This is a genomic window from Bacillus sp. LK2, from assembly GCF_001043575.1.
In the GTDB taxonomy this organism is placed as follows: Bacteria; Bacillota; Bacilli; order Bacillales; family Bacillaceae_G; genus Bacillus_A; species Bacillus_A paramycoides.
In genome coordinates this window covers 99,449-126,381 of record NZ_LDUK01000019.1, presented here as the reverse complement: position 1 = coordinate 126,381, position 26,933 = coordinate 99,449, and the positions used below count along the sequence as shown (strand labels likewise).

Below are 26,933 nucleotides of genomic sequence, written 5' to 3'. Positions count from 1 at the left end.
CGAATCAGGTGTCCCCGATGAAGCAATTGAATTTGCGAAATTAAACGCAGGTGTCGTACAGCCATAAAAAACAAGTATTAATCCATACTACCTCGGTATTAAAATGTTTGAGGATATTGAAGAACGCTACAACAACCCGACAGAAGAAATGAAGCGACGCGGTGTAAAACCAGGTTCTGGTCGTGAGAAAATCTTTGAAGTACGGGAAATTGAATGGGACGTATCATTCCTAAGAAACTACTTAAATAAAGAACTCGTAATGAGAGAAGATATGTACTTATTCCAGCGCCAAGGAAAAGAATATAAAGTAATTGATAAAGAGTGGGAACATGTACGCGATCAACTCGTAAATATGCGCACAAATGGAGGCTTCCCGTACTTAGTAGTAGAAGATGGAGACTACTTAAAGAATGGAGAACTGTACATTAAACATAGCTACGAAGGAATTGAACTAGATTTAAAATACTTAGAAAAAGTATTGCCATACATTCATCAGTTATGGGGAAGAACAGTGCATATGGAGTCCCTTGTGGAGAGTAAGGGCGTTGTGTTTTCTTATGATGGGAAGATGGTGCATCGGAAGTATGTGTGATGTAATAAAAAGAACGGACAAAGAATTTCTTGTCCGTTCTTTTTATAATACAGAGTTTGTTTACCAAACAGGTCGTATGCTCGATGATAATTTACCTGTATTTTCTTTAGTAACGAATGTTGTTAAATCTTCTTTGAGCATTTGCATTCTTTCTGCACCTATGTTTTCAATCCATCGCTGCTCTATTTCAGCTACTATTTCTTCTTTTGCTTTCATTACTGACAAACCACGTTCGGTTAGAACAATGATTTTACCTCTTTTATCAGTAGGGTGCGTTTTGCGTGTAACGTAGCCACTATTCTCAAGAGAATCGACCATTTTACTTACAGCTTGCTTAGAAACCCCTAAATATTCAGCTAGTTCTATACCTGTTGCTCCATTTGGAAGGATGCGTTTGAACATAAAACCATGCGCTGGCCTAATATCTTCAAATCCCAATTCACTTAATCTGTCATGTAGTTCAGTGATTAATGTACTGAAGGATAATGACAAAAGTGAAGTAAGATCTAATTCGTTAAATGTTTGATGATCCATGTATATAACCTCCTTGCCTATAGTCAATCAAATTGACTATATTGTAGTACTAGAACAAATAATGATTTATCTAAATAGAAATAATGGAGGTTTCACATGGTTAATATTGTTAAAATTAGAGGGAGTGTATTTGCGCCGTATGCTTTGCTGAAACCTATTCAGGATCCTGCAACAGGAAGAGTTTTTGAATATGCCGGAGATGCACGTGAATTTACACCGTACGCTGTGAACACAAAGCGTTCAAGATTAGAGCAAGAAGTGAATATTGATTTTTATAAAAGAGAAATTTTCACATATGCAGATGCTTGTATCGTCACTGTGAAAATTACAAATCCAGATGGCTCAATTGAGTATCAAAAAGGAGAAACAAGTACAGAAAACATTGCATGTACAAATATTGTATGGAGTGAAGATGAAGTTTCATTTGAAATGAGAGCAAGTGCCAGCAATCCGTTAAATGCGGCAGCACCTGCAGCTGATTATTTTTTGACTATACGAGTTAGTAAGAGTGGTGCTGTGCATGTTGAAGGTTTACATGATGGTTTCCCTTGCTATGAATTTTATAAACAAATAGACTTTGGTTCATTTGAATTAATATATACACATGATTTCAGAGAAACGGACGATACTCCAGCAGCACTAGTTGGAGAAATGGAATATAGCTTTAAAACGACAATCTAGATATAAATATAGCGCTATTTTTAAGAAGGAAGTAGCAAACGTAAAAGAGAAAGCATTTGATTATGGGGCCGAAATGGTGGTTTGTTTTATTCAATAGTATGCAGTATCTAAAATAGAATTATAGAGGTGTTTCTTATGACTAATATCGTTAAAATTAGAGCCAACGTATTTATTCCAATGTCTTGGACAGAACCTAAGAAAGATGTACAAACAGGGAAAGTAATTCAATTCGAAGGTGATTCACGTGAATTTACACCGCATGCGGTAAATACTATGCGCTCTAGAGTTGAGCAAGAGGTAGTAGTAGATTTTTATAAAGAAGAAGTGTTTTCATATGCAAACACAGGTATTACGACGGAAAAGGTTACGAATCCAGATGGTTCTGTGAATAAAAGAACAGGAAAAGCAAGTACCGAAAATATTGTGTGTACTGATATTGTATGGAATTCTGACGGTGTACAATTCAAAATGAGTGCAAGCGCTAGTAATCCATTAAATGTATATGCACCTCCTGTAGATTATTTATTAACTGTATGTGTTAAAAAGGATGGTAGCATCGATATTCAAGGAGAACACGATGGATTCCCTTGTTTTGAATTTTATAAGCAGGTAGATTTCGGTTCATTTGAACAAATTTATAAACATGATTTTAGAGAAACTGGTGATACAGCTGCAGCGTTAGGTGGAGACATGGATTATAGTTTTGCAAAGAGATTATAGGAAGTATGATAAATTACTTCATTCGTAAATGAAATTCAGCCGTCAAAAATAAGTATTATCCCATACTACGTCGCCTTTAGGCATGGATTTAATCATACAGAAAGCTATAGAACTATACAGAAAAGAACTTGGAGATGTTTAAACAGACTATAATGAGAAGCGGATACTATGTCCAATATAAGGGCATATATGAGTTACTTCGGTAACTCTTTTTCTTATTCAACTAACGAAGCAGGATAGTTGAAGAAGGAATTTCTCTAAACTTTGAAGAATTTATATTCAAAAATATGTTAAGGGGCTTGTGAATTATATGGAATCCATTAGCAAAAGCGAAGTGAAGCTACGAGATATCACAGAGGAAGATCTTCCTATCTTTTATGAACAACAACTAGATTCAACGGCTAACTATATGGCTGCTTTTACAGCTAAAGACCCCACTGATAAGGACGCATTTTTTGACCATTGGACAAAAATTATCGCTGACGAGACCATCACAATTAAGACTATATTATTCAATGGCATTGTCACTGGACACGTCTCGAACTTTGAACAGTTCAGCGAACCCGAAGTAAGCTACTGGATTGGGAAGGAATATTGGGGTCAAGGTATTGCAACTAAAGCGTTGTCAGAGTTTCTGGAGTATATTAAGGTACGCCCGCTCTATGCTCGTGCCGCTAAAGATAACCTCACCTCCATCAGGGTATTGGAAAAATGCGGGTTTAAAATCATCTCTGAAGATAAGGGGTTTTCCAACGCAAGAGGCAAGGATGTTGAAGAATTTATTTTGAAGCTTGAACCTTTTGATATGTAATTAAATACCGTAATACTATGGGAGTGGTTCTTGACTAAAAAACCTTCTGTTATTTAACTAACGGGTGCGTTAGTTCAACAAGAATCAAAAAGGATCTTCAACGGAAGATCCTTTTTGATTTCTACATAATATACATGAATATTTTGTTAGAGTCCTTATAAATTAAGATTTTTTTCAATTTAGGTCTTGATAAACATCTCTAGGTTCTTTTTTTATTTGTTTCGAATTTGTGAAAGAAAGAGATATGTATTGAAAATAATTTTTGTGTATTTTATTATATACCCATACGGGTATAAGTTTTCTGTATGTGATACATGAGGAAATTAAATAATAAATAATGTGGAGGTTTGAAATATGTCTAGAAAAATTGTTGTAGTAGGTGGAGTTGCTGGTGGAGCATCAGTAGCTGCAAGACTTCGTCGTTTAAGTGAAGAAGATGAAATTATTATGGTTGAGCGCGGTGAATATATTTCATTTGCAAACTGTGGATTACCATACTATATTGGCGGTGTAATTACAGAAAGACAAAAATTATTAGTGCAGACTGTTGAAAAGATGTCAAAGCGTTTTAATTTAGATATACGTGTATTAAGTGAAGTCGTAAAGATTAATAAAGAAGAGAAAACAATTACTATAAAGAATGTAACTACAAATGAAACATATAACGAGGAATATGATGTTTTAATTCTTTCACCAGGGGCGAAACCAATTGTTCCACCTATTCCGGGTATTGAAGAAGCAAAGGCTTTGTTTACATTACGAAATGTACCTGATACAGATCGTATTAAAGCGTACATTGATGAGAAGAAACCACGTCATGCGACGGTGATTGGTGGCGGATTTATTGGGGTTGAAATGGTTGAAAACTTAAGAGAACGAGGAATTGATGTTACTCTTGTAGAGATGGCAAATCAAGTTATGCCACCGATCGATTATGAAATGGCAGCATATGTACATGAGCATATGAAAAATCACAATGTTGAGCTTGTTTTTGAAGATGGTGTGGATGCATTAGAGGAGAAAGGGACTATTGTGCGTCTAAAAAGCGGCTCAATTATAAAGACAGATATGATTATTTTAGCAATTGGTGTACAACCAGAGAGTAGTTTAGCGAAGGATGCAGAATTAGAACTAGGAGTTAGAGGAACGATAAAGGTAAATGAAAAATTTCAAACATCGGACCCACATATATATGCAATTGGTGATGCGATTGAAGTGAAAGATTTTGTTACAGAAACAGAAACAATGATTCCTTTAGCGTGGCCAGCTAATCGTCAAGGTCGCATGTTAGCAGATATTATTCATGGTCATACGGATTCTTTATATAAAGGTACGATGGGAACTTCTGTGGCTAAAGTTTTTGATTTAACAGTTGCTACGACTGGAGTAAATGAGAAAATATTAAAACGATTAAATATACCCTATGAGGTAGTACATGTACAGGCAAACTCTCATGCGGGGTACTATCCAAATGCTACGCCAGTGCTAATAAAATTAATTTTTAATAAAGATAGTGGGAAAATTTACGGAGCACAGGCTTTAGGACGTGACGGGGTAGATAAGCGTATCGATGTTATTGCAACGGCAATGAAGGCAAATTTAACTGTAATCGATTTACCGGATTTAGAATTATCATATGCACCCCCGTATTCTTCTGCAAAAGACCCAGTAAACATGGTGGGGTATGTGGCAAGTAATATAGTAGATGGTTTTGTGGATACGGTACAATGGCATGAAATAGATCGTGTTGTTGAAAATGGTGGATATCTTATTGATGTTCGAGAGCCTAATGAACTAAAACAGGGAATGATTAATGGTTCTATTAATATTCCGTTAGATGAATTACGTGATCGTTTGGATGAAGTGCCGGTGGATAAAGAAATATATATTACTTGTCAACTTGGTATGAGAGGGTATGTTGCAGCGCGTATGTTAATGGAAAAAGGATATAAGGTAAAGAATGTAGATGGTGGCTTTAAATTATACGGAACAGTATTACCAGACTGTATTGTATATTGATGTTTATCCCGCATTAACGGGCAGTAAGACTCCCACCTCAAAATTCGGCTGTAAAGCAAAGGAGTTAGGTGGGAGATTGCTGCTCGTAAAATTCAGCTTTGTATAGGCTCAAAAAATAAGGATAGAAGTCTCACGATATGCTTTTTTCACATTTAGGTTAAAAAATTTAAATTAAGGGCTTTACAAAATACCCTACAGGGTATAATATATTGTCATAAGCTATAAATAGTGACATAATGGTAATGAGGTGATTATAGAATGGAATATAATCAAGATATAAAAAATCGATTAAAGCGTATTGAAGGGCAAGTTCGTGGTGTGCTTCGTATGATGGAAGAAGGAAAAGATTGTAAGGAAGTAATCACACAACTAACTGCTTCTCGTTCTGCATTGGATCGCTCGATTGGATTAATTGTGGGAACAAATTTGGAACAATGTTTACGTGAACAGTTTGAAAAAGGTGATGGTTCCAATGAGGATCTTATTAAAGAAGCTGTTCAATTACTAGTAAAAAGCCGATAATCTGTCAAACTTATTTGTTGACAGATTTTAAATAACATTTTAATATACCCGTACAGGTATATGTATATACTTTTGAGGAGGAAGTCAATATGAGTATAAAGGTAGATACACATTTAGATTGTAAAGGATTAGCATGTCCGATGCCGATTGTGAAAACAAAAAAGGCGATGGAGGCATTACAATCTGGGCAAGTGATTGAAATAGAAGCAACAGATAAAGGCTCTACAGCAGATTTACAAAGTTGGGCCAATAATGTTGGTCATCAATATATAGGTACAAAGCAAGAGGGAGATACCTTAAAACATTATGTAAGAAAAGCGAGTGCGCAAGAAATAAACGAATTAGTAAAATACGCTCATACAGTAACAAATGAGGAATTACAAGAAAAGTTACTTGCTGGCAAAGAATGCATCGTTTTAGATGTAAGGGAAGAAGCGGAATATACATTTGGACACATCCCATCTGCAATTTCAATTCCGTTAGGTGAGTTAGAAGAAAAACAAAGTGTGTTAAGTCAAACAAAACCAATATATGTTGTTTGTCGGACAGGAAATCGCAGTGATCTTGCTTGTCAACTATTGGAGAAGCAAGGGTTTAACAATGTTAAGAATGTTATTCCTGGCATGCTGCATTGGAATGGAAAGATAGAAAAAAGATAAGGAAAAAAATTTTAAGTATAAATATACCATAGGGGGTAATAGAATGAAGGTTAAACATTTAGCAGCAAAAGATGTTGCAGAAAAGGTTATGTATGAGGAGTTATTTATTTTAGATGTACGTAATGAAGCGGATTATGAAAACTGGAAAATTGAAGGGAAAGAAGTTACTTCAATGAATGTGCCGTACTTTGATTTATTAGAGGGTGTAGATCATATTGTAAGTGAATTACCTAAAGATAAAGATGTTTTAGTAGTATGTGCAAAAGAAGGGTCTTCTATATTTGTGGCAGAGCAATTAACAGAGGCTGGATTAGAAAACATTTATTATTTAGCTGGTGGTATGAAGGCTTGGAGTGAATATGTAAAGCCTATAAAAGTTGGAGATTTAAAAGATGGCGGAAGTATGTATCAGTTTAACCGCCTTGGAAAAGGTTGCTTATCATATATGGTCATTTCTAAAGGAGAAGCAGCTGTTATTGATGCAGTACGAACAGTTGAGGCATATGAGGAATTCGCAAAAGAACAAGGTGCTGTAATTACAAATGTAATGGATACGCATTTGCATGCCGATCATATTTCAGGAGGTCGTAAGTTAGCTGGGAAAGTAAATGGGACGTATTGGTTACCGCCAAAAGATGCGGAAGAAGTTGTATTTTCTTACGAACCACTTGTAGAAGGTGCTGTAATTACTGTTGGGGAAACAAAGATTGATATCGAAGCAATCTATTCGCCGGGACATACAATTGGTAGTACTTCATTTATTGTAGATGATGAGTATTTATTATCAGGGGACATTTTATTCGTAGATTCGATTGGGCGTCCGGATCTTGCTGGGAAAGCTGAAGATTGGGTAAGTGATTTACGTAATACTTTATATAGCCGATATAAAGAACTATCTCAAAGTTTAATTGTGTTGCCGGCTCATTATTCAAAAATAAGTGAAATGAACGAGAGTGGGATTGTTAGCGCAAAATTAAAAGATTTATTTGAGTATAATGCAGGATTAAATATTGAGGATGAGGGAGAGTTTCGTAAAGTTGTAACAGAGAATTTACCACCTCAACCGAATGCATATCAAGAAATTCGTCAAACAAATATGGGGCAATTAAACCCAAGTCAAGAAGAAGAGCGTGAAATGGAGATTGGTCCAAACCGTTGTGCTGTTCATGATTAATTTGATTTCAAATGAAATAAAAATGGGAGGTATATAAGATGAATGCAAAGCAAGTATTAGACGTAAAAGGATTAGTATGTCCAATGCCAATTGTAAAAACAAAGAAGGCAATGGAAGCATTACAATCAGGAGAAGTGCTAGAAGTACACTTAACAGATAAAGGTGCGATTAAAGATATCCCAGCATGGTCAAAAACAGGTGGTCATGAAGTGTTAAAGCATACGGAAGAAGCAGGCGAATTAAAGTTTTGGATTAAGAAGGCTTAATTATAAAAAAAGTGGAGGTATATAAGATGAATGTGAAAGAAGTATTAGACGTAAAAGGATTAGCATGTCCAATGCCAATTGTAAAAACAAAGAAGGCGATGGAGGCATTACAATCAGGAGAAGTGTTAGAAGTACACTTAACAGATAAAGGTGCAATTAAAGATATTCCAGCATGGTCAAAAACAGGTGGTCATGAAGTGTTAAAACATACGGAAGAAGCAGGCGAATTAAAGTTTTGGATCAAGAAAGCATAATATTTCAATGATAAGTGGAGGGTATTCTCTGCTCATTAGTAGAAGTGAAGAGGATCGTCATATATGTTTTATATGGTTATACCCATAATAGTATTGATAATAGGAAATATATTAAAACGTTACGTTCCTGTTTTACATGTTGCACATATTTCAATAGAGCAAGTAAGACAAAGTGAGGATGTTATTGTTATAGATGTGCGTGACTATACAGAGAGTCACGGTAATCATACGTTTAAAGTTATGTGTATACCGTATGCGTATTTAAGGCGGTACTATTATGAAATACCAAATAAACCGATACATCTTATTGTTCATAATAAAGTAGATCGAAATTTAAGTGTTCGGTTTTTAAACAAGAAGGGGTTTTGTATTCAAAGTTATAGTGTAGCGACGAATAAAGTGAAACTTTAATCAGTGGGGGTTTTGTTCATCCCCTACTGATTATCAGCCCTCACCAATCGGGCGTTTACGGGCAGTTGATCTCCCACCTAACTTCTTTGCTCTAGCCGAATTTTGAGGTGGGTGTCTTACTGCCCGTTAATGCGGGATAAAAAAATATAACAGAAAGAGGCTATCATTATATGGATGGAAAGACAATATTGAATATAATCTTAATTATACTTGTAACTTGGTTTATCATTTCTCGTTTCTTACCAGCTAGAGGAGTAAAAAATATTTCAGGAAAAGAATTGAAGCGTATGATGGGGCAAAATAATAAACAATTTATTGATGTACGTACACCTGGTGAATATAGAGGAAATAATATTAAAGGGTTTCGGAATATCCCATTAAATGAACTGGCTAATAAAGCGAAACAGTTAGATAAAAGTAAAGAAGTTATTGTTCTTTGTCAAAGTGGAATGAGAAGTAAACAAGCAGCGAAAATGTTAAAGAAATTAGGATTTCAACATATTACAAATGTTTCAGGTGGTATGAATGCGTGTAATTAAAAAGGAGTTGAAAAAATGAAAGAAATGACTGCAAAAGAATTAGAAGAAAAATTGTTACGTAAAGAAGCAGTAAATATCGTAGATGTACGTGAAGTAGAAGAAGTAGCTGAAGGGAAAATTCCAGAAGCATGTAATATTCCACTAGGACTATTAGAATTTCGTATGCATGAGTTAAATAAAAATCAGGAATATATTATCGTGTGTCGTTCTGGCGGGAGAAGTGCAAGAGCAGTTCAATTTTTAGAGAGCTACGGTTTTCGAGCGATCAATATGGTAGGTGGTATGTTAGCTTGGGAAGGTAAAGTAGAATAGGGCGAAAATAAACGATTTTTTATAGGGGCTTAAATACCCCTATAGGTAATTTAGAGGAGGAACAACATGGAGCAACAGAAGAAAACAACAATTGTTTTATTTAGTGGAGATTATGATAAAGCGATGGCAGCTTATATTATCGCAAATGGTGCAGCGGCGTACGATCAAGAGGTGACTATTTTTCATACTTTCTGGGGCTTAAATGCCCTTAGGAAAGATGAGCATGTGGAAGTAAAGAAAACTTTTATAGAGAAAGTGTTTGGAAAAATGATGCCGCGCGGTGTGGATAAGATGGGATTATCAAAAATGAATTTTGCTGGTATGGGGCCAAAAATGATTAAAGGAATTATGAAGAAGCATAATGTGATGCCTTTGCCAGACTTAATTGATATGGCGAAAGAGCAAGGAGTTAAGCTTGTAGCTTGTCAAATGACAGTAGATTTATTAGGGTTAAAAGAGGAAGAGATTATGGAAGGGGTAGAGTTTGCAGGAGTAGGTGTATATTTAGCAGATGCTTCGGATGGGAATGTGAATTTATTTATTTAAATCACCTTCTTTTTAGAAGTCGGGGGATGAAATATGAGTTTAACAGTACTGCTTTTTATTATTGGGTTTATAGGATCGTTTATATCAGGAATGGTTGGGATTGGCGGGGCAATTATTAATTATCCGATGATCTTATACATTCCGGTATTACTAGGATTTGCTGGCTATACATCACATGAAGTGAGCGGTATTACAGCGGTTCAAGTGTTTTTTGCAACTTTTGCAGGTGCGTGGGCATATCGGAAAAGTAACGATATGGATAAAACGTTAGTTGTGTATATGGGAGCTAGTATATTAATAGGAAGCTTTGTAGGTAGCTTTAGCGCGAATCTATTAAATGAGCATACTGTAAATGTTGTTTATACAATATTAGCTACTATCGCGGCTATTATGATGTTTATACCGAAGCGAAACAACTGTGAGGATTCAGAAGGAACTATGTATAATAAATGGCTAGCTAGTATGTTAGCATTTATTGTAGGCAGTGTTTCCGGCATTATTGGGGCTGGTGGTGCGTTTCTTTTAGTTCCGATTATGTTAGTTGTTTTAAAACTACCGATACGTACGACAATAGCAACATCTATTGCTATTACTTTTATTTCCTCGGTAGGGATTACTACTGGGAAAGTGATTACGGGACAAGTAGTTGTTATCCCAGCGCTTATCGTTGCGGTAGCAAGTTTATTTGCCGCTCCGCTTGGAGTGAGAGTAGGGAAGAGAGTGAATCAAAAAGTTTTACAATACGTATTGTCTACTTTAATTGTAGGAACTGCGATAAAGATGTGGATTGATATGATATCGAAATAAAAAGATGGTGCTGCTTGTAGCACCATCTTTTTATTTCTCCCGCATTAACGGGCAGTAAAATTCCCACCTTAAAATTCGGCTGGAGCAAAGAAGTTAGGTGGGAGATCAACTGCCCGTAAACGCCCGATTGGTGAGGGCTGATAATCAGTGGGGGATGAACAAAACCCCCACTGATTATAGTTTCACTTTATGCCCAAATAACTTTCATTAAGTTCTTATATTCATCATTCGCCAGTTTATATAGCATTCTCGTATGTTCAAAGACAAGTGCTGGATTAAAGTTTGGTTCTGAGAATGCAAGAGATGTTGAAATATCAATTGCATTTTGCTTGTTTAGTGTGAATTTTGCAAATCGATAAGATGTGTTCAATTCATTGATGACGTGTAAAATATCATTTGTTGATGTTGCATCAGGTACATGAGCAACATTGAAGCAGTATATATCCACAGTAGGATGTTCGTTTTGGAAAGCAGCGATAAGTTGAATTTTTGCGCCAGCTTCTGTCTCTAATCCTACTGAAAAATGAACAGAACCATCATTTTCATCTATATTTTCTTCCATGTATATGTCGTTGGATTTTAAGTAGTCTTTAAAATCTGAAATGTTATGTTTTACTGCAGCTTTCATATGTATGAGCCCCCTGGTAATTGGAATAGATTACTACTATTTATTATAATTTAAAAATATTAAAAAAGATAGTTAGAAAGTTCTGATTTTTCATCCTAAAAAAGAAACCGCACTCTACCTCCATAGAGTACGGTTTCTTTTTATTCATTGTCATTAGACGATGTTTCTGTATCTTCACTGCTATTATCATTATGCTTGTTGTTACTTGATTCATGTTTGTTTGTATCCTCAGAGTCAGTTTCTTTCGTTCTCTCTGAGTTTGTTTTTTTCGAATCGGATGTAGATTCTTTCGTTTTCTCTGAGCTTGTTTTTTTCGAATCGGATGTAGATTCTTTTGTTTTCTCTGAGCTTGTTTTTTTCGAATCAGAGTCAGATTTTGTATATGCAGGTAGCCCAAGGTGACTACGAAGTTCGTTTGTAAGATTAGCTAAGTCTTTTTTATCTGGATTGTAGTAGTACGTTCGACCACCACCAGGAGATTGACTACATGTGTCATCACCTTTTGCCATGTAACAGTCTTCACCTTGAATTTGTAATTTTTCAATAGTAGAATCTGATCCATATTTATAGAATGAAAGCATATCGTCGAATGTTAAGTTTGTAACGAATTGGCCGTTAATATCATCAATGATGTTACCAACTTTTGTTACGGACCCAACGCTTGTTAGTTTCTTTAAAATGGCTTCAATAACGAGTTGCTGACGTTGTCCACGCATCGCATCACTATCAATGTGTCGTGTTCTAGCCAGAGCAAGAGCCTCTTCGCCATTTAACTTTTGAACACCTTTTTTCAGGTGAATGGCCTCAGCATTATCATTGCTATCTTGTTCAGTGAATTCAACTGGTACATCAACTTCAATACCGCCTAAGTCATCGACGATTTTTATAAATGATTTAAAGTTAAATTTTACAAAGTAATCGACAGGAACATTCATTAAATTTTCAACTGCATCAATGCTTGCTTGTGGTCCACCATCTTTTCCATTTTTAGTAGAACCGAATGCATGAGCGTGTGTAATTTTATCTTTTTTCTTTTCTACTGGAATATAAGTATATGTGTCACGTGGAATACTTAATAATTTAACAGTTTTGCTATCTTTATTAAACGTTGCAAGTAACAGTGCATCCGTTCTTATAGCTTCACCATATTCTTTCCCACGGACATCACTTTCATCAACACCCATTATTAAGACAGAGACGTTATTTGTAATAGGTTTTACAGCTTTATCACGTAAATCAGATTTATCACCGCGCGCTAAATCGTGAGCGGCGTTTCGAACAGCAGAAGATGCTTTATTGACTAAAAACCAAGTATAACTGCCACCTACTATTAAAAATAATAGAATAACGCTTATAATAATTTTTGTTTTTTTCCTACTCTTATTCGGGTTGTTTCGTGTATTTTCTTGCAAAGATGGGTTTTGCTCCATTTCTTGTACTCCTTCATTTGGATTGAAATACGACACTCATATCCACTTATTATAATGAAATTTAGCGAAAAAAAACATTACAAATCATTTACATTTCGTAAAAATTCAATTTATTTATAAAAAGTCAGATTTTCTATATTTTATTTATAGGATGAAGAATAAGTATAAGCTGTTTTAGTAGAAATGAAAATATGTATTGTGAGAAAGTGATAGAGAAGTAAGATTTGTTGAAATATAGCCAAGAAGAAATGAGTAGTCGTCCTTATATTTTCTATATAATAAAGAAGAATTTTACGGATGAAGGAGAGAGCATAATGAATCATACATCATTCCGAGCGATGGTCGTGAAAGAAAAGGAAAATAATCAATTTGAAAGAACCTTTGTTGAGAGAGAAGTAAATAGTTTACCTGAAGGAGACGTATTAATACGTGTTCATTATTCTTCATTAAATTATAAGGATGCCCTTTCAGCTAATGGTAATAAAGGTGTAACGAGAACATACCCTCATACACCTGGTATCGATGCGGCAGGAGAAGTTGTTAGTAGTAGAACCGCCTCCTTTAAGGAAGGAGATCAAGTTATTGTAACCGGATATGATTTAGGTATGAATACTTCTGGTGGTTTCGGAGAATATATTCGCGTGCCATCATCTTGGGTCGTTCCTTTACCAGAAGGAATATCTTTGAAGGAAAGTATGATGTATGGGACAGCAGGTTTTACAGCTGCTTTATCGGTATATAAGCTTATTAGAGCGGGAATTACGCCTAGTATGGGAGATGTTTTAGTAACTGGTGCTACTGGCGGAGTAGGTAGTGTAGCAGTTAGCATTTTAGCGAAGCTAGGATATAACGTAGTAGGGGCAACTGGGAAAATGGAAGAGGAGCAGATGCTACTACGTCTAGGAGCGAAAAAAGCTATTCATCGTGAAGAATTGAATGATAAGTCTGGGAAACCGATGTTGAAGGGTGTATACGCAGGTGTTATCGATACAGCTGGTGGGAACATGTTAGAAAGTTCTTTAAAGGTAGTTAAGTATGGAGGTTGTGTAACGACGTGTGGTAATGTAGCAGGGCATGAGTTAAATACAACCGTATACCCATTCATATTACGAGGAGTTAGCCTTCTAGGAATAGATTCGGTTCACTGTCCGATAGATGTGAGAATAGAAGTGTGGGCGTTATTAGCGACTGAATGGAAAAATTCAAAGTTAGTATCTTATACAGAAGAATGTACATTAGAAAAATTAGATGAGAAATTTGCACTTATATTGCAGGGCAAGCTAAAAGGAAGAACAGTTGTTAATATGAAATGAAAAAAGAGACGCTAATTAGAGCGTCTCTTTTCCTATTATAATGATTGTTTTAATCCCATTTTACCTTGTTCTCCTAAAACACCATCAGCAATATTTACAGCGTGATCACCGATACGTTCTAAGTTACTTACCATATCAACGAAAATGATGCTTGCATCACCTGAACAGCTACGTTCGTTTAGACGTAATACATGACGTTTACGAAGAACACGTTCCATTTGGTCAATTTTACGTTCTTTAGCAATAACAGTTTGAGCTAGTTCAGTGTCAAAGTTTGTTAAAGCTTCAACTGCGTCTTGTAATGTTGAAATTGTTAACTCAAGCATTTCATTTAGTTCAGCTAGTGCTTCATCTGATAGTGAAACACGGTTTGAAATTTGGAAATCTACAAGTTCTACAAGGTTTTCTACATGATCCCCGACACGTTCAATATCTCCAACAACACCTGCTAGAACTGAATGTTTTTCAGAGTCTGTAGATGAAAGTGGTTTTTCTGATAGTAAAACTAAATACTCGGTAATTTTTTTATCTAAATTGTTAATAGCTCCTTCTAATTGAGTAGCCATGTCAGCGTGTTTTTTATCTTGTGTGTTTAAAAATTGGTTTGCTTCTTTTAATCCATGTAATGAAAACTCAGCCATACGAATAATTTCTTTTTGAGCTTCTGTTAAAGCAATGGCTGGAGATTGTTCAATAAAGATTGGATTTAAGTGTTGCGGTTTGAAATTAATAGCAGAATCTTCGCCGCGAATAATTTTTGTTACAATCCATGCTAATACAGCAATGAACGGGAATTGAATAATAGTATTTGTTACATTAAACGTTCCGTGTGCAAATGCAATTGTCATTTCTGGATTTAAGTTTAATGACGTTTGGAAGTATTGAATTAAATTTGTAAATGGTACTAATAAAATCGTAAAGATAACTGTACCGACGATATTAAAGATAACGTGAACTAATGCTGCACGTCTTGCTGCAATTGAAGTACCGATTGCTGCTAATACCGCTGTAATTGTTGTACCGATGTTATCACCGAATAATACAGGAAGAGAAGCTTGTAAATCGATTGCGCCTTGACCGAATAGTTCTTGTAAAATACCGATTGTTGCACTTGAACTTTGTACAATTAAAGTGAAGACTGTACCGACAACAATACCTAAAATTGGATTGTCGCTCATGCTAACCATTAATTCTTGGAATGACTCTAAAGAGCGAAGAGGCTTCATACCTGTGCTCATTAATTCTAAACCGAAGAATAACATACCAAAACCGAATACAACTTGACCTACAGAATGTACTTTTTTATTTTTAAAGAAGAATAATAAGATAGCTCCAACTGCCATAATTGGGAGCGCGTATTCTCCGATTTTAATTCCGATAATAAATGCAGTAACTGTCGTACCGATGTTTGCACCCATAATAACACCGATTGCTTGTCTTAATGTCATAAATCCGGCACTTACAAGTCCGACTGTTAAAGCGGTTGTTCCTGAACTTGATTGGATTAATACAGTAACTAACATACCTGCTAGTACACCCATAAGTGGGTTTGTTGTAAAGCGATCTAGAATATCGCGAAGACGATCTCCAGCTGCTTGTTGCAGTCCATCGCCCATGTATTTAATCCCGAATAAGAAAATACCTAATCCACCAATGAACTGGAAGATCATATCTTGAATATTGTATTCCACGCATTCCACTCCTTAAATTTCATGTACGATGTAATTATTAACTAAACCTTGAGGCACTGTAAACGGTTCACCTGTAAAATTTACACTAAATTTACAAAGGGGTGAAAAGTTTACAAATCTTTAAAGAAAAACCTGGATTTAATTGGTTTTCATATTCAATACATGATAATTTTGTTAAGAAGTCATATTTATCACACTATTTATAGGTAGTAAAAATAGGTGAGGAAAACTATCGATTAAAATTTCATTTTTCTACATATTTTTTGATGAAAGTTAAAAAAATATGTAGGACAATCAATGATGTTTTAAATTAAAAAAGCTGCCGAATTATCCAGCAGCTTTTTCATTAGTTTTATCCTTCTGTTTTTGTTTCCGTAAGTTTGTGATGTAAATGAAAAGGAAAGCGATAAGTAATAGGGAGGAATAACGATATACAGTTGCATAGTTGGTAAAGTGTGCAATAAATCCAAATATAATCGCTCCAGCACCAATTCCAAGGTCAAATGCTGAGAAAAATGTTGCTGTTGCTACTCCTCGTCGATGTGGTGCTACTCGATCAATCATCCATGCTTGTAGTGCTGGTTGAATTGCTCCGAAACCACTTCCATAGCACGCTGCCGCAATAATTAAGCTCGGAATTGTAGTTGTATACGACAGTAATATAATACCTGTAAACGTTATAATAACTCCTGGAATAATGACGAATGTATGACCTTTCGCATCATATAATTTTCCGGAAAATGGACGAGTTACAGCGATTGCAAGTGCGTTAAATAAAAAGAAGAGACTAATGTCAGCAATGCCAACTTCCGTAGCAAATAATGTGATGAAGCTCCCAATTCCTCCGTACATTAACGTAATACATAATATTAATAATGAAGGAAGTAAAGCTTTACGCTCAATAAATCCATCCAGAAAGGTACCAGATGTTTGTTGTGGTGGTTGCGGCGTTTTTTTGATTTGAAGTAGTTTCGTTAATATTAATGAAACAATTGTACATGAGAGTGCACATAAAAAAAGAATCGTGAAGTTATATGTTTGCATAAGCCAAAGTCCGATAAGTGGACCGAGTGCCATTGCAATAGTGCCAGAAAGACCGAAATATCCCATGCCTTCTCCGCGGCGAGCTTGCGGAATTAAATCTGAAACGACAGTTCCGTATGTAGTCGTTGTAATGCCGAACCCAGCCCCATGTAAAATGCGAACGGCAAGTAGGAGGAAGACGGTTGAAGCGAAAAGGTAGCTACCCATAGCTAATAAACAAATGGCAGTACCAATCATTAAAATGATTTTTTTATTGAATTTTTGCAAGGCGTTTCCAGTTAGCGGTCTAACAAATAGTGCCGCAACGGTAAACATGCCGACAACAAATCCGATATTTGAACTTGTGCCGCCAATTTCTTTCACATAAACAGGTAAAGTTGGAATTAACATTTGAAATCCTAAAAACATACATAAGTTTGCTAGAATTAACGCAATAAACTCTTTCGTCCATAACGGTTCTCGTTTTACGAGTACTGCCTCTCCCATATATTCATCCCCTATATAAAAGTTTTCTCTGTTCTTTCGAGTATATGTATTGGTCAATGTTACAGTCAAGGAAGGTGCATTGAAAACGCATAACAATTTTTAAGGCAGAAAAACTGACAAATTTGTGTAAAGGCTACACAACTATGAAAAAAAGATGTAAAGTATAGATGTATAGACTAGTATTTGTTATGAATGATAGAAATTGTTTTTTCTTTTCAGAAAGCGGATTCAAAAAGTGGTGAACGAGAAGGGGATACATACTTTTTCACTACATATATTTGAAAGGGTTTACAATATGATGAAGAAAGAGGCGTGTACATATGAGACGATTAGGTATTTCTATTTATCCAGAACATTCGACAGTAGAGAAAGATAAGGAGTATTTAACATTAGCAAGTAAATACGGATTTACACGTGTATTCACATGTTTACTATCTGTAGATGGCGAAAAAGAGAGAATTGTAGAAGAGTTTAAAGAAACGATTTCTCATGCGAATGCATTAGGGTTCCAAGTATTGGTTGATATTAGTCCGTCTGTTTTTGAGCAACTAGATATTTCTTATAATGATTTATCGTTTTTCCATGAACTAGGTGCTTACGGTATTCGTTTAGATGTTGGTTTCTCTGGTTTAGAAGAATCGATTATGACGTACAATCCGTACGGCTTAAAAATTGAGATTAATATGAGCAATGGCACAAAGTATGTAGATAACATTATGAGTCATAGACCAAATCGTGAAAATTTAATTGGCTGTCATAACTTTTATCCACACCGTTATTCAGGGTTATCATACGATCATTTTATTAAATGCTCGAAGCAATTTAAAGATTACGGCATGAGAACGGCTGCATTTATTTCATCATTTGATGCAACATATGGGCCTTGGCCAGTAACAGAAGGGTTATGTACGTTAGAGCAGCATCGTGAGTTGCCGATGACAACACAGGCGAAGCATTTGTTTGCGACAGAATTAATTGAGGATGTTATTATTGCGAATGCTTATGCATCAGAAAAAGAACTAGAGGCACTTGGTGAATTAAATAAAGATAAGCAAACTTTTGATATAGAAATTTATGAAACGACAACAGAGTTAGAAAGAATTATCGTGCTAGACGAACCTCATTTTTATCGCGGGGATGTATCTGAATATATGATTCGTTCTACTCAAAGTCGTGTGAAATATAAAAAAGAGGAATTCAAACCGCATAATACGCGCGGGATTAAGCGGGGGGATCTTTTAATTGATAATGAACAATACGGTCAATATAAAGGTGAACTACAACTTGCCTTAAAAGATATGGTGAATACGGGGAAAACAAATGTAGTTGGCCGAGTTGTAGAGGAAGAAATTTTCTTATTAGATTATTTACAAGCTTGGGATAAGTTTGGATTTACACTAAAGAAATAAATTAATGTGGAATAAAGAAGGTAGGAGGGGATGCTATGGCATCTTCTTTTTTCTGTTGAAATAGTAGTCTATCGTATATAGAATTCAAAGGGATAGATTTTAACTTGGACGGGAGAGAAGTAGAAGGAAAGAATATAAGAATCATAAAAAAAGAGTCAGCCTCAACGTTGAGACTGACTCTTTTATATAGTAATTAGTTTAAAATTTTCACTTTAACTGTTTGGCGTCCCCAGTTACTTGATGAACCTTTATCTGGCATTAAAACGTCAATTTTATTTCCTTTAATAGCTCCACCAGTATCACCAGCGATTGCTACTCCGTAACCTTCAACCCATACTTTTGAACCTAATGGAATCACGCTTGGATCAACCGCAATTAGTTTCATGTTTGGGTTTGCTGTTAAATTATGACCCATAGATGATTTTACTTGGTCGCCTGCTTTGTAACCATTTTCAAGTGGATCTGCTGTATAAGCTGTTGCTACAACTGTTAACTCACGAGAAGAAGATGGCGCACTTGTTTCAGTTTCTTTTGCAACAGGTTGTTGTGTAGCTGGTTTTTGAGCTTTAGCTTTAGTTGCCTCTTGAGCTTCAGCTGCTTCACGAGCCTTAGCCGCTTCACGAGCTTTAGCTGCTGCTTGAGCTTCAGCCGCTGCCTGAGCTTCAGCTGCTTCACGAGCTTTAGCTGCCTCTTGAGCTTTAGCTGCTGCTTGAGCTTCAGCTTCTTCTTGAGCTTTAGCTGCTTCACGAGCTTTAGCCGCTTCTTGAGCTTTAGCTGCTGCTTGAGCTTCAGCTGCCTCTTGAGCTTTAGTTGCTTCACGAGCTTTAGCCGCTTCTTGAGCTTTAGCTGTTGCTTGAGCCTCAGCTGCCTCTTGAGCTTTAACTGCTTCACGAGCTTTAGCCGCTTCTTGAGCTTTAGCTGTTGCTTGAGCCTCAGCTGCCTCTTGAGCTTTAACTGCTTCACGAACTTTAGCTGTATCTTGAACTTTAGTTACTTTTTCAGCCTTAACTGCTGGTTGAACTTTAACTGGCGCTGTACCTGTTAAGTAAGGAACATGTACATAAGCTGTTTTTCCGTTATATTCAAATTGGATCCAATCATTTTGTACTTGGTGTGTTGTTTCGATTACATCATCTTTTTTAAATTTACCAAGAATCTCTGAATCTGTATTTGCTCCAGCACGTACGTTTAATACGTTTGCTGTTACGTAGTAAGTGTCTTTCGTATAGTCAGCGCTTACGAAAGCTTCTTTACCGTTATTTAATTTAACTTTTGACCATCCATTTTCTGTATGTAGAACATTTACTTTATATCCATCTAATAATTTTCCGACAACTTGTGATTCAGTAGTTGGGTTTTCTCGTACATTTAGTACATCAGTTGTTACGATAGTTTCTGCTTTAGCAGATGTTGTGAAAATCCCAAGACCAAAAACCGCTGCTGTTGCTATACCCATAAATTTTTTCATAATAGCCTCCATTGCATTTGTTTTCGTTGACCTCATTATAGCAACCATTATTTTCTTATTTGCGGAAAACACAAAACTACAAAGCATTCGTAACGAGGCATTAATATTATGTAATAATTCCAGGAATATCCTGATAGCGTTTTCTTTGCGTTTTTCGGGGGATTAGAACATATGATTCATAAAATCAATACTTTTTTAATTACCAATGGATTAACAATGTGTCAATAATGTTACATAGGAGTTTCTGCGACATTACAAAAGAGAGGCATTTAACTGTTTGAATCGTAATGTAGTTATGAAAGTATAATCTTTTTGTGTGTGAAGTCATATATATAGGGTGAATTTTAATAAAATAGAGATATAATTGTTACAAAATAAATTGTAGTATGGAAAAAATTACGCCTTGAATTTGTTCTATTACATATTATTTTTGCAATAATAGGATTGCATAATAGCTTTAACAAGAAGTGAAAGTTTAAATGATAAAAAGATATTCGTAACATAAAACATATATAATAGAAGAAACATGATTTGAAGGGACGATATCGTTATTAATTGGTTCGTGAATCGCTGTAGATTTATATAATAGAAGTTAGAGGTTCATATTTTCGTTAAAACATCGGTAAAGTGAAACTTTAATCCTCCCACTGATTATTAGCCCACACCAATCGGAATAAAATTGTATTTGTCTTCAACAAAATAAAAAGCGTAGGAGTGTAAACTCCTACGTTTTTTATTTACTCGTATCGTAAACATTCAATTGGATCAAGTTTTGCAGCTTTGTTAGCTGGTAGTAAACCGAATGCAATACCGATTAGCATTGAAATACCTACTGCAAGAAGTCCAAGTTCTTTTGAGACAACGAGTGGCCATCCGGCAAAGATTGAGACGATCCAAGCGAAGAAAATACCGAGCATGAATCCGATGAAACCACCGAGTCCCGTTAAAATACAAGATTCAATTAAGAATTGTGTTAATACTTTACCACGTGTTGCACCAAGTGCTTTACGAATACCAATCTCACGTGTACGTTCTGTTACGGATACAAGCATGATGTTCATTACACCGATACCACCAACAAGTAAGGAGATAGCAGCAATACCACCGAATACCATTTTCATCATACCGATTGATTCGTCTAATTGCTTCGTAAATTCACCTAAGTCCTGTGCTTCGAATTTATGCTCAAATTTAGGAGCTTTCATTTCGTTTAAAACAGAAACGGCTTGTTTTTCTACACTTTTACGTTCTGTTGGAGAGGTCATTGTTAATTTTACAGAGTCATACTCATTTACTCCTGAAATGACCGGAGCGTTTTCAAGTGATGTATAACCTTCAGGCATAGCCATTCCGAATTCGTTTTTCGTTTCGTATACACCGACTATTTTATACGGCTTTCCTTTTATATCAGTGTATAAATTTGATTCCCAACCGTTAAATAATTTGTTGAAAGCTTCTTCATTTAATATAACAGCGGGAATTGCTTGGTTTAATTCGCTGTCGTTTAATTCGCGGCCGTGAACTAATTTTATCTTTGAATCTGTCATAAAGGCGCCTGTGCCACCTTTTAAATCAAGAGAGACATCCTTTGAACCAGAAGATGCTTTTACTTTCATACTCACATCTGGATAAACATCTTTAACGCCTGGCACAGTTTGAAGACGTTTTAACATATCAGCTGTGATTTTGGCACTATCTGTTCCGTAATCAGGGTTGTTGTAGTAAATCGTTACTTCATTATCTTTTCCTTGGCCTAACTCTTTTTTAAACTTTGCGTTTGTACCATTACCCATTGAAATGATAGTAATAATGGCGCTAATACCGATAATAATACCTAACATCGTTAATATAGAACGCATTTTATGAGCAAAGATAGAGGAAAGGGCCATGCGTATATTTTCACTCGTGTTCAAAATTAACCTCTCCAATCTTGGACGATATTTCCGTCACGAATTACAATTTGGCGGGCTGCAGCTTCACCAATTTCACGGTCATGGGTAATCATAATGATTGTTGAGCCTTGCTTGTTTAATTCGTAAAAGAGGTCCATAATTTGTGTACTTGTTTTCGTATCAAGTGCTCCCGTCGGTTCATCGGCTAAGATAAATTTCGGGTTATTTACGATTGCGCGTGCAACAGCGACACGCTGCTTTTGACCACCTGATAATTCGTTCGGCAAGTGGGTAGCGCGATCAGCTAAACCTACTTTTGTTAAAGCAGCTAATGAGCGCTCACGTCTTTCTTTTTTATCGACTCCAGCGTAAATAAGAGGTAATTCAACATTTTGAAGTGCTGTAAGTCTCGGTAGTAACATGAAGTTTTGGAATACGAAACCGATCTCTTTATTACGAACGCGTGCAAGTTCTGTTTCAGACATGTTTGAAATATTTTGCCCAGCTAATTCATATGTACCGGTCGTTGGTTTATCTAAGCAACCGATAATATTCATTAACGTTGATTTACCAGAACCAGATGGTCCCATTATAGAAGTGAATTCTCCTTGGTTCAGTGTTACGTCAATTCCGTGTAATATTTGAACTGACTCTGCACCATTTTGGAAGGACTTCGTGATGCCTTTTAAGTTAATCATTCAACGACAACCTCCATACCATCTTTTAAGTCTTTTTCAGGTTTAGAGATAATTTGTTCTCCTTTTTTCACTCCAGCAACCTTTGCTTCGCTATCCGTTTCGAATTCAACCGTAACAGCTTGTTCTTTCGCTTTTCCATCTTTTACAACGAAGACAACATTTTTGTCGCCTTTTTTCACAATACTGCTTTTCGGAACAATCGTACCAGTTGCTTCACCTGATTTACTCGTTACGTATACGTGGAATCCGTTTTGTAATCCTTCACTATTATCTAATGTGACAGTGAATTGATAATTAGAAACTGTTTTATTGTCATCCATGCTCTTTAATGGCGTAGAGCTGATTTCTGTTACTTTTCCTGTCCAAGTCTTACCAGCAACAGTTTTTGAAGAAACAGTTACTTCCTGCCCAACTTTTACACTAGCAAGCTCATATTCAGAAAGTTGGCCTTTTACTTTAAATGGACCATCGTGACGAAGTGTAATTCCACTCATGCCTGTTTTTTCATCAGCAGTTTTAACGATATCATCAATTACGCCATCAGCAGGGCTCGTTACAGAAAGAGTGCTTAATTTCTCTTTTGCTGCTTTAATCATTTCATCAGCTTTTTCTACCTCAAACTTTTTCATTTCAAGTTGTGATTCTAATTGTTGAACTTCGATTTCCGATGCTTTTAATGCTTCCTGAGGAAGGCCAGCATTTTTATCTTTTTGTAATTTTTGTTTTGCTAAATCAATTTGTTTTTGATGTAATGTTACTTCTTTTTGTGCAATTTTCTTTTGCATTTCTGCTTCCGTTACGCCTTGTTTGGAAACTGGATCATTATATTTAAAAAGAAGCTGTCCTTTTTTTACTTCATCACCTTTTTTAACAGCTAATTCATACGTACCTTTTGTTGGATCGAATGAGATTGTTTCAATACCATTAGGGATAACTTCGCCGCCAAATTTTTGTGCGTTTTCAATTTGTTTTTCCGTAACTTTATAACCGCCATATGCCATTGCTACGTCAGATCCACCGCCAGCAAATGCGAAATATGATCCAGCTGCAATTCCGATTGCTACTACACTAGTAATTAACACTTTATTTTTCTTCATCATCTATTTATCACCTTTTCGTTCGTTTTAGTATCTACATTAAGTATAGAAGAGGTAGAGAATCTGACAAATCGTTTTAGCTTACAATAACCTTACAGTTTTGTAAGGTATGAATATGTAGATGTAAGGTAGAGGTTGTACTATTTTAAGCAGATGAATTGACTCTTTGTTTCTTTCTTACAATAATATTGTATGAAGGAGAGGAGGAAGGAAGATGGAAGCTTATTTTAGTGCGCAGCCATTAAAACCATTTATTCCATACTCAAGGCAACATGCCATTATATTATGTATTATGTTGGTGGGGATATTTTTTCTATATCAATACCAAGATTTATTACGTCAAAGTGAGTGGAATATAACGGTTCGATATGCGATTGCATTTCTATTTATAGGAAGTGAAATTGGACTTCATATGTGGGAATGGAAAGCAGGTATTTTTGAGCTAGACACTTCATTACCATTTGAGTTATGTACGATTAGTTTATTGTTAGCGTCAATTATGATTGTAACGAAAAGTTATCGAATATATGAAATTGTGTTTTTTATAGGGATTATTGGTGCATCACAAGCCATTTTAACGCCAAATTTGCAATATGCTTTTCCACATTTTCGTTTCATTGAATTTTTTATCGCACATGTATTGCTCATTTGGGCACCGCTCTTTATGACTTGGGTGGAAGGATATCGTCCTACTTTGCAGTCTATTAAACGGACGATGATATTTTTAAACGTATTAATTCCTATCGTTTCGTTTGTGAATTACAAAACGGGTGGTAATTATATGTTTTTAGCTCATAAGCCAGAAACTGCGTCATTACTCGATATGTTAGGGCCGCATCCTTACTATATTATTTCATTAGAACTTGCAGCGCTTATTGGATGTTTTATTGTGTATATGCCGTTTGTAAAAAGAGAAAAACATGTGCATAAAGAATCGCTAGGCTCATAACCTAGCGATTTTTTATTGTAAATATTTACAATTCAGAAAATTAAGAATAAAATTAAAGGATAAATTATATAGAGAGAAGGGAGAAAATGGTCAGAAAAGTTTTTTTGAATGGGATGGAAATGACGATTCAATTTATCATTTCAATTTTGGGTATTATTTGTTTGGGGGCGCTACCAAAATTATTTTATGGATTTGAGTTGAATGTATCAGAGTATATAAAAAGTCTAAAAGAAGTATTTGCGAAATTAATGGATATTTCCAATATGCAATATGCAAGAGATAAATTTTTATTTCCTCAGTTGTTTGTCCATTATAAAGAAACAATGGTTATTTTTTTGGCCGCATTTTGCATTTCATTATTGGTAGCATTTTGTATCGTTTATATGATTATGAGTAGTTCACCGCGTATACAACATCGAATTAAATCGTTTCTCATCTTTCTAGAATCCATTCCAGACATTCTTCTTATTTTAGGATCACAAATTTTAGTTATATGGTTTTTTAAACAGACAGGTTTTTTACCTTTTCAAATTGCGGCAATTGGAGGCGAGTCCATTAGAGGATTGCCGATATTTTGTTTGAGTATCCCGACTACGATTATGTTCGTAAAGTTATTAGTGTTACGTTTTGAAAATGAGCTAGAAAAAGATTATGTACTATTTGCTAAGGCGAAGGGGCTGGATCGCTTTCATATTTTAAATCGTCATATTTTACGAAATGTGCTACTTAGTACACTTTTCTTTGCAAAAACGAATATTTGGTTTATGCTATCAAATTTATATATTATAGAATGGATTTTTAATACGAGAGGTATTTTTATATTTGTGAAATCATATCCGGATATGAAGATTGAGTTGTTCATTGTTAGTGTGCTGCTTATTTATATTCCGATTTTTATTTTATTTAAGCTGTTTCATTATCTCGTTCCAGCTGCGATGAAGGAGAGATTATAATATGTGGACGTATATAAAACGTGATAAAAGGTTTTGGATAAGCATTGGATTTCTTCTCATATTAGTTCTTTTGAGCATCGGAAATACGATATGGAATGATGGACATATTAGGCAAGTAACATTGCAATATGATGCGGCTGACAATCCAGAAGTACCACCATTTTCACCTTCATCACAATTTTTACTCGGAACAGATCGGAAAGGATATGACCTTTTAAATTTAGTAATTGAGGGAGCGAAGTGGACGATTGGTATATCTGTTTTAATTGCAGCGCTTAGAATGGTAATAGGTGTATTTATCGGTGTTTTCCTCGGAACATACATAAAAAGGGGTTTTTCGAAGATTGAAGCTTTTTTTGACAGTTTTACAGTTATTCCGATAGTCATGATCGCTTATTTCTTCCTTCAATCTGTTAATAAATTTGGAAGTGGAGAGGAGACATCAACTTTTTTTGAGCGAGCTTCATTTCAAGTTGTATTACTTGTAGCGCTTGCTTTGCCAGTTATTGCACTTTATGTTGCGAAGGAAGTTCGTAAATTACAAACGGAAGAATTTATTGATGCTGCGCGCATATTAGGTGGATCGAGAAGGCATATTGTTATAAAGCATCTTTTTCCGCATCTTTATATGACGTTTATACTCGTATTTCTTCAGCAGTTTACTCAGACTCTTACAGTTTTACTGCACTTAGGGTTACTTGAAGTCTTTTTTGGAGGAACAGTTGAATTTGGAGGAATGATGGAGAAAGAGTTAGATTCCTACACACATGAATGGTCAGGATTAATCGGCGTATATTTTCGCTCTTTAACAGTACATCCGTGGATTCCTCTCGTTCCAATTTCATTTTTCGGGCTTACCATCTTTTCAGGAAATATGATTGCAAAAAGTATAGAAGAAGCAATGATGAAAGTTCGATTAGGTGGAGAGGTAAAGAAGGAAGTAGCAGAAGAGGAACAACCGAATTTGCAGTCAAAAGAAGAGTTATTTACATTTAAACATACGATGTGAAAATAAAAAAGAAGCAAGC

28 protein-coding genes and 1 pseudogene are annotated in these 26,933 nt (G+C 35.6%); 20 read left to right on the top strand and 9 right to left on the bottom strand.

All coding sequences use genetic code 11. From position 1 onward, the window contains the following. Nucleotides 1-13: 13 nt before the first annotated feature. Nucleotides 14-592: pseudogene (gene spoVR, locus VK90_RS14095) on the top strand (stage V sporulation protein SpoVR); the annotation flags it as partial. A 60-nt stretch (nucleotides 593-652) separates the two neighbouring features. Here the strand turns inward: spoVR and VK90_RS14090 are convergent. Continuing rightward, entirely contained in the window at nucleotides 653-1,126 is a 474-nt protein-coding gene (locus VK90_RS14090) for a MarR family winged helix-turn-helix transcriptional regulator (protein WP_048373642.1), read from the bottom strand. Between the two features lie 96 nt (nucleotides 1,127-1,222). Between VK90_RS14090 and VK90_RS14085 the strand changes: the two genes are divergently transcribed. From VK90_RS14085 to VK90_RS14020, 14 genes are all read left to right on the top strand, one after another. Then, on the top strand, nucleotides 1,223-1,807 hold the full coding sequence (locus VK90_RS14085; protein WP_048373639.1) for a DUF3238 domain-containing protein: 585 nt from the start codon (nucleotides 1,223-1,225) through the stop codon (nucleotides 1,805-1,807). A 135-nt stretch (nucleotides 1,808-1,942) separates the two neighbouring features. Continuing rightward, complete coding sequence (locus VK90_RS14080; RefSeq protein WP_048373637.1) at nucleotides 1,943-2,527, top strand: DUF3238 domain-containing protein; 585 nt, start codon at nucleotides 1,943-1,945, stop codon at nucleotides 2,525-2,527. A gap of 310 nt (nucleotides 2,528-2,837) precedes the next feature. Further along, nucleotides 2,838-3,338 carry a GNAT family N-acetyltransferase gene (locus tag VK90_RS14075; protein ID WP_048373635.1) on the top strand — a complete coding sequence of 167 codons (501 nt, stop codon included), beginning with the start codon at nucleotides 2,838-2,840 and terminating at the stop codon, nucleotides 3,336-3,338. Nucleotides 3,339-3,692: 354 nt separating this feature from the next. Then, nucleotides 3,693-5,357 (top strand): CoA-disulfide reductase, encoded by a 1,665-nt coding sequence (gene cdr, locus VK90_RS14070; protein WP_048373633.1) that lies wholly within the window; start codon nucleotides 3,693-3,695, stop codon nucleotides 5,355-5,357. Nucleotides 5,358-5,615: 258 nt separating this feature from the next. Beyond that, entirely contained in the window at nucleotides 5,616-5,879 is a 264-nt protein-coding gene (locus VK90_RS14065; RefSeq protein ID WP_002170484.1) for a metal-sensitive transcriptional regulator, read from the top strand. Nucleotides 5,880-5,968: 89 nt separating this feature from the next. After that, complete coding sequence (locus VK90_RS14060; protein WP_048373631.1) at nucleotides 5,969-6,538, top strand: sulfurtransferase TusA family protein; 570 nt, start codon at nucleotides 5,969-5,971, stop codon at nucleotides 6,536-6,538. Between the two features lie 43 nt (nucleotides 6,539-6,581). Then, a complete protein-coding gene (locus VK90_RS14055; protein WP_048373630.1) occupies nucleotides 6,582-7,712 on the top strand; it encodes an MBL fold metallo-hydrolase in 1,131 nt (376 codons plus the stop codon). A gap of 38 nt (nucleotides 7,713-7,750) precedes the next feature. Then, the gene (locus VK90_RS14050) at nucleotides 7,751-7,978 is read left to right on the top strand and encodes a sulfurtransferase TusA family protein (protein ID WP_048373628.1); all 228 of its coding nucleotides are present in this window, start codon (nucleotides 7,751-7,753) and stop codon (nucleotides 7,976-7,978) included. Nucleotides 7,979-8,004: 26 nt separating this feature from the next. Next, nucleotides 8,005-8,232 carry a sulfurtransferase TusA family protein gene (locus VK90_RS14045; RefSeq protein ID WP_048373627.1) on the top strand — a complete coding sequence of 76 codons (228 nt, stop codon included), beginning with the start codon at nucleotides 8,005-8,007 and terminating at the stop codon, nucleotides 8,230-8,232. Nucleotides 8,233-8,295: 63 nt separating this feature from the next. Then, on the top strand, nucleotides 8,296-8,643 hold the full coding sequence (locus tag VK90_RS14040; RefSeq protein ID WP_048373626.1) for a hypothetical protein: 348 nt from the start codon (nucleotides 8,296-8,298) through the stop codon (nucleotides 8,641-8,643). Nucleotides 8,644-8,813: 170 nt separating this feature from the next. Then, the gene (locus VK90_RS14035) at nucleotides 8,814-9,182 is read left to right on the top strand and encodes a rhodanese-like domain-containing protein (protein WP_048373624.1); all 369 of its coding nucleotides are present in this window, start codon (nucleotides 8,814-8,816) and stop codon (nucleotides 9,180-9,182) included. Between the two features lie 15 nt (nucleotides 9,183-9,197). Next, the gene (locus tag VK90_RS14030; RefSeq protein ID WP_002170491.1) at nucleotides 9,198-9,494 is read left to right on the top strand and encodes a rhodanese-like domain-containing protein; all 297 of its coding nucleotides are present in this window, start codon (nucleotides 9,198-9,200) and stop codon (nucleotides 9,492-9,494) included. Nucleotides 9,495-9,560: 66 nt separating this feature from the next. Continuing rightward, on the top strand, nucleotides 9,561-10,040 hold the full coding sequence (locus tag VK90_RS14025) for a DsrE/DsrF/DrsH-like family protein (protein ID WP_048373622.1): 480 nt from the start codon (nucleotides 9,561-9,563) through the stop codon (nucleotides 10,038-10,040). A gap of 33 nt (nucleotides 10,041-10,073) precedes the next feature. Then, nucleotides 10,074-10,847 (top strand): sulfite exporter TauE/SafE family protein, encoded by a 774-nt coding sequence (locus tag VK90_RS14020; RefSeq protein ID WP_048373620.1) that lies wholly within the window; start codon nucleotides 10,074-10,076, stop codon nucleotides 10,845-10,847. Between the two features lie 187 nt (nucleotides 10,848-11,034). Here VK90_RS14020 and VK90_RS14015 read toward each other — a convergent pair whose 3' ends face one another. Continuing rightward, nucleotides 11,035-11,475: a hypothetical protein gene (locus tag VK90_RS14015; protein ID WP_000642362.1), complete on the bottom strand. Its 441-nt coding sequence runs from the start codon at nucleotides 11,473-11,475 to the stop codon at nucleotides 11,035-11,037. A gap of 140 nt (nucleotides 11,476-11,615) precedes the next feature. Then, nucleotides 11,616-12,905, bottom strand: coding sequence for an LCP family protein (locus VK90_RS14010; RefSeq protein WP_048373716.1), 1,290 nt, complete (start codon nucleotides 12,903-12,905; stop codon nucleotides 11,616-11,618). A 227-nt stretch (nucleotides 12,906-13,132) separates the two neighbouring features. Here VK90_RS14010 and VK90_RS14005 point away from each other — a divergent pair, with 227 nt between their 5' ends. After that, nucleotides 13,133-14,218, top strand: a complete 1,086-nt coding sequence (locus VK90_RS14005; RefSeq protein WP_156185419.1) for a YhdH/YhfP family quinone oxidoreductase — start codon at nucleotides 13,133-13,135, stop codon at nucleotides 14,216-14,218. Nucleotides 14,219-14,253: 35 nt separating this feature from the next. Here the strand turns inward: VK90_RS14005 and VK90_RS14000 are convergent, their stop codons facing one another. Beyond that, nucleotides 14,254-15,909, bottom strand: a complete 1,656-nt coding sequence (locus VK90_RS14000) for a Na/Pi cotransporter family protein (protein ID WP_002170497.1) — start codon at nucleotides 15,907-15,909, stop codon at nucleotides 14,254-14,256. A 327-nt stretch (nucleotides 15,910-16,236) separates the two neighbouring features. Continuing rightward, nucleotides 16,237-17,439 (bottom strand): MFS transporter, encoded by a 1,203-nt coding sequence (locus VK90_RS13995; protein ID WP_025150244.1) that lies wholly within the window; start codon nucleotides 17,437-17,439, stop codon nucleotides 16,237-16,239. Nucleotides 17,440-17,759: 320 nt separating this feature from the next. On the opposite strand from VK90_RS13995, the gene VK90_RS13990 reads away from it, so the two are divergent. Next, nucleotides 17,760-18,848: a DUF871 domain-containing protein gene (locus tag VK90_RS13990; protein ID WP_048373615.1), complete on the top strand. Its 1,089-nt coding sequence runs from the start codon at nucleotides 17,760-17,762 to the stop codon at nucleotides 18,846-18,848. A gap of 193 nt (nucleotides 18,849-19,041) precedes the next feature. Here VK90_RS13990 and entC read toward each other — a convergent pair whose 3' ends face one another. The 4 genes from entC to VK90_RS13970 all read right to left on the bottom strand — a co-directional run bounded on the left by entC (nucleotide 19,042) and on the right by VK90_RS13970 (nucleotide 24,006). Further along, nucleotides 19,042-20,439, bottom strand: a complete 1,398-nt coding sequence (entC, locus tag VK90_RS13985; RefSeq protein ID WP_156185417.1) for a cell wall-binding protein EntC — start codon at nucleotides 20,437-20,439, stop codon at nucleotides 19,042-19,044. 614 nt (nucleotides 20,440-21,053) lie between these two features. Next, nucleotides 21,054-22,229: an ABC transporter permease gene (locus tag VK90_RS13980; protein WP_048373611.1), complete on the bottom strand. Its 1,176-nt coding sequence runs from the start codon at nucleotides 22,227-22,229 to the stop codon at nucleotides 21,054-21,056. A gap of 2 nt (nucleotides 22,230-22,231) precedes the next feature. After that, nucleotides 22,232-22,906, bottom strand: a complete 675-nt coding sequence (locus VK90_RS13975; RefSeq protein ID WP_000609103.1) for an ABC transporter ATP-binding protein — start codon at nucleotides 22,904-22,906, stop codon at nucleotides 22,232-22,234. Continuing rightward, nucleotides 22,903-24,006 carry an efflux RND transporter periplasmic adaptor subunit gene (locus VK90_RS13970; RefSeq protein ID WP_048373609.1) on the bottom strand — a complete coding sequence of 368 codons (1,104 nt, stop codon included), beginning with the start codon at nucleotides 24,004-24,006 and terminating at the stop codon, nucleotides 22,903-22,905. The genes VK90_RS13975 and VK90_RS13970 overlap by 4 nt, the downstream gene beginning before the upstream one ends. 211 nt (nucleotides 24,007-24,217) lie before the next feature. Between VK90_RS13970 and VK90_RS13965 the strand changes: the two genes are divergently transcribed. The 3 genes from VK90_RS13965 (at nucleotide 24,218) to VK90_RS13955 (ending at nucleotide 26,914) form a co-directional block, all read left to right on the top strand. Beyond that, a complete protein-coding gene (locus VK90_RS13965) occupies nucleotides 24,218-24,952 on the top strand; it encodes a YwaF family protein (protein WP_048373607.1) in 735 nt (244 codons plus the stop codon). An 86-nt stretch (nucleotides 24,953-25,038) separates the two neighbouring features. Further along, nucleotides 25,039-25,905: an ABC transporter permease subunit gene (locus tag VK90_RS13960; RefSeq protein ID WP_048373605.1), complete on the top strand. Its 867-nt coding sequence runs from the start codon at nucleotides 25,039-25,041 to the stop codon at nucleotides 25,903-25,905. Nucleotide 25,906: 1 nt separating this feature from the next. Then, the gene (locus VK90_RS13955) at nucleotides 25,907-26,914 is read left to right on the top strand and encodes an ABC transporter permease (RefSeq protein WP_048373603.1); all 1,008 of its coding nucleotides are present in this window, start codon (nucleotides 25,907-25,909) and stop codon (nucleotides 26,912-26,914) included. Nucleotides 26,915-26,933 lie beyond the last annotated feature (19 nt).

What these genes read in the sequence shown, in the direction of transcription:
- VK90_RS14090 (WP_048373642.1), bottom strand. Translation starts at nt 1,126, where the DNA reads ATGGATCATCAAACATTTAACGAATTAGATCTTACTTCACTTTTGTCA.
- VK90_RS14085 (WP_048373639.1), top strand. Translation starts at nt 1,223, where the DNA reads ATGGTTAATATTGTTAAAATTAGAGGGAGTGTATTTGCGCCGTATGCT.
- VK90_RS14080 (WP_048373637.1), top strand. Translation starts at nt 1,943, where the DNA reads ATGACTAATATCGTTAAAATTAGAGCCAACGTATTTATTCCAATGTCT.
- VK90_RS14075 (WP_048373635.1), top strand. Translation starts at nt 2,838, where the DNA reads ATGGAATCCATTAGCAAAAGCGAAGTGAAGCTACGAGATATCACAGAG.
- cdr (WP_048373633.1), top strand. Translation starts at nt 3,693, where the DNA reads ATGTCTAGAAAAATTGTTGTAGTAGGTGGAGTTGCTGGTGGAGCATCA.
- VK90_RS14065 (WP_002170484.1), top strand. Translation starts at nt 5,616, where the DNA reads ATGGAATATAATCAAGATATAAAAAATCGATTAAAGCGTATTGAAGGG.
- VK90_RS14060 (WP_048373631.1), top strand. Translation starts at nt 5,969, where the DNA reads ATGAGTATAAAGGTAGATACACATTTAGATTGTAAAGGATTAGCATGT.
- VK90_RS14055 (WP_048373630.1), top strand. Translation starts at nt 6,582, where the DNA reads ATGAAGGTTAAACATTTAGCAGCAAAAGATGTTGCAGAAAAGGTTATG.
- VK90_RS14050 (WP_048373628.1), top strand. Translation starts at nt 7,751, where the DNA reads ATGAATGCAAAGCAAGTATTAGACGTAAAAGGATTAGTATGTCCAATG.
- VK90_RS14045 (WP_048373627.1), top strand. Translation starts at nt 8,005, where the DNA reads ATGAATGTGAAAGAAGTATTAGACGTAAAAGGATTAGCATGTCCAATG.
- VK90_RS14040 (WP_048373626.1), top strand. Translation starts at nt 8,296, where the DNA reads ATGTTTTATATGGTTATACCCATAATAGTATTGATAATAGGAAATATA.
- VK90_RS14035 (WP_048373624.1), top strand. Translation starts at nt 8,814, where the DNA reads ATGGATGGAAAGACAATATTGAATATAATCTTAATTATACTTGTAACT.
- VK90_RS14030 (WP_002170491.1), top strand. Translation starts at nt 9,198, where the DNA reads ATGAAAGAAATGACTGCAAAAGAATTAGAAGAAAAATTGTTACGTAAA.
- VK90_RS14025 (WP_048373622.1), top strand. Translation starts at nt 9,561, where the DNA reads ATGGAGCAACAGAAGAAAACAACAATTGTTTTATTTAGTGGAGATTAT.
- VK90_RS14020 (WP_048373620.1), top strand. Translation starts at nt 10,074, where the DNA reads ATGAGTTTAACAGTACTGCTTTTTATTATTGGGTTTATAGGATCGTTT.
- VK90_RS14015 (WP_000642362.1), bottom strand. Translation starts at nt 11,475, where the DNA reads ATGAAAGCTGCAGTAAAACATAACATTTCAGATTTTAAAGACTACTTA.
- VK90_RS14010 (WP_048373716.1), bottom strand. Translation starts at nt 12,905, where the DNA reads ATGGAGCAAAACCCATCTTTGCAAGAAAATACACGAAACAACCCGAAT.
- VK90_RS13995 (WP_025150244.1), bottom strand. Translation starts at nt 17,439, where the DNA reads ATGGGAGAGGCAGTACTCGTAAAACGAGAACCGTTATGGACGAAAGAG.
- VK90_RS13990 (WP_048373615.1), top strand. Translation starts at nt 17,760, where the DNA reads ATGAGACGATTAGGTATTTCTATTTATCCAGAACATTCGACAGTAGAG.
- VK90_RS13975 (WP_000609103.1), bottom strand. Translation starts at nt 22,906, where the DNA reads ATGATTAACTTAAAAGGCATCACGAAGTCCTTCCAAAATGGTGCAGAG.
- VK90_RS13970 (WP_048373609.1), bottom strand. Translation starts at nt 24,006, where the DNA reads ATGATGAAGAAAAATAAAGTGTTAATTACTAGTGTAGTAGCAATCGGA.
- VK90_RS13965 (WP_048373607.1), top strand. Translation starts at nt 24,218, where the DNA reads ATGGAAGCTTATTTTAGTGCGCAGCCATTAAAACCATTTATTCCATAC.
- VK90_RS13960 (WP_048373605.1), top strand. Translation starts at nt 25,039, where the DNA reads ATGGTCAGAAAAGTTTTTTTGAATGGGATGGAAATGACGATTCAATTT.
- VK90_RS13955 (WP_048373603.1), top strand. Translation starts at nt 25,907, where the DNA reads ATGTGGACGTATATAAAACGTGATAAAAGGTTTTGGATAAGCATTGGA.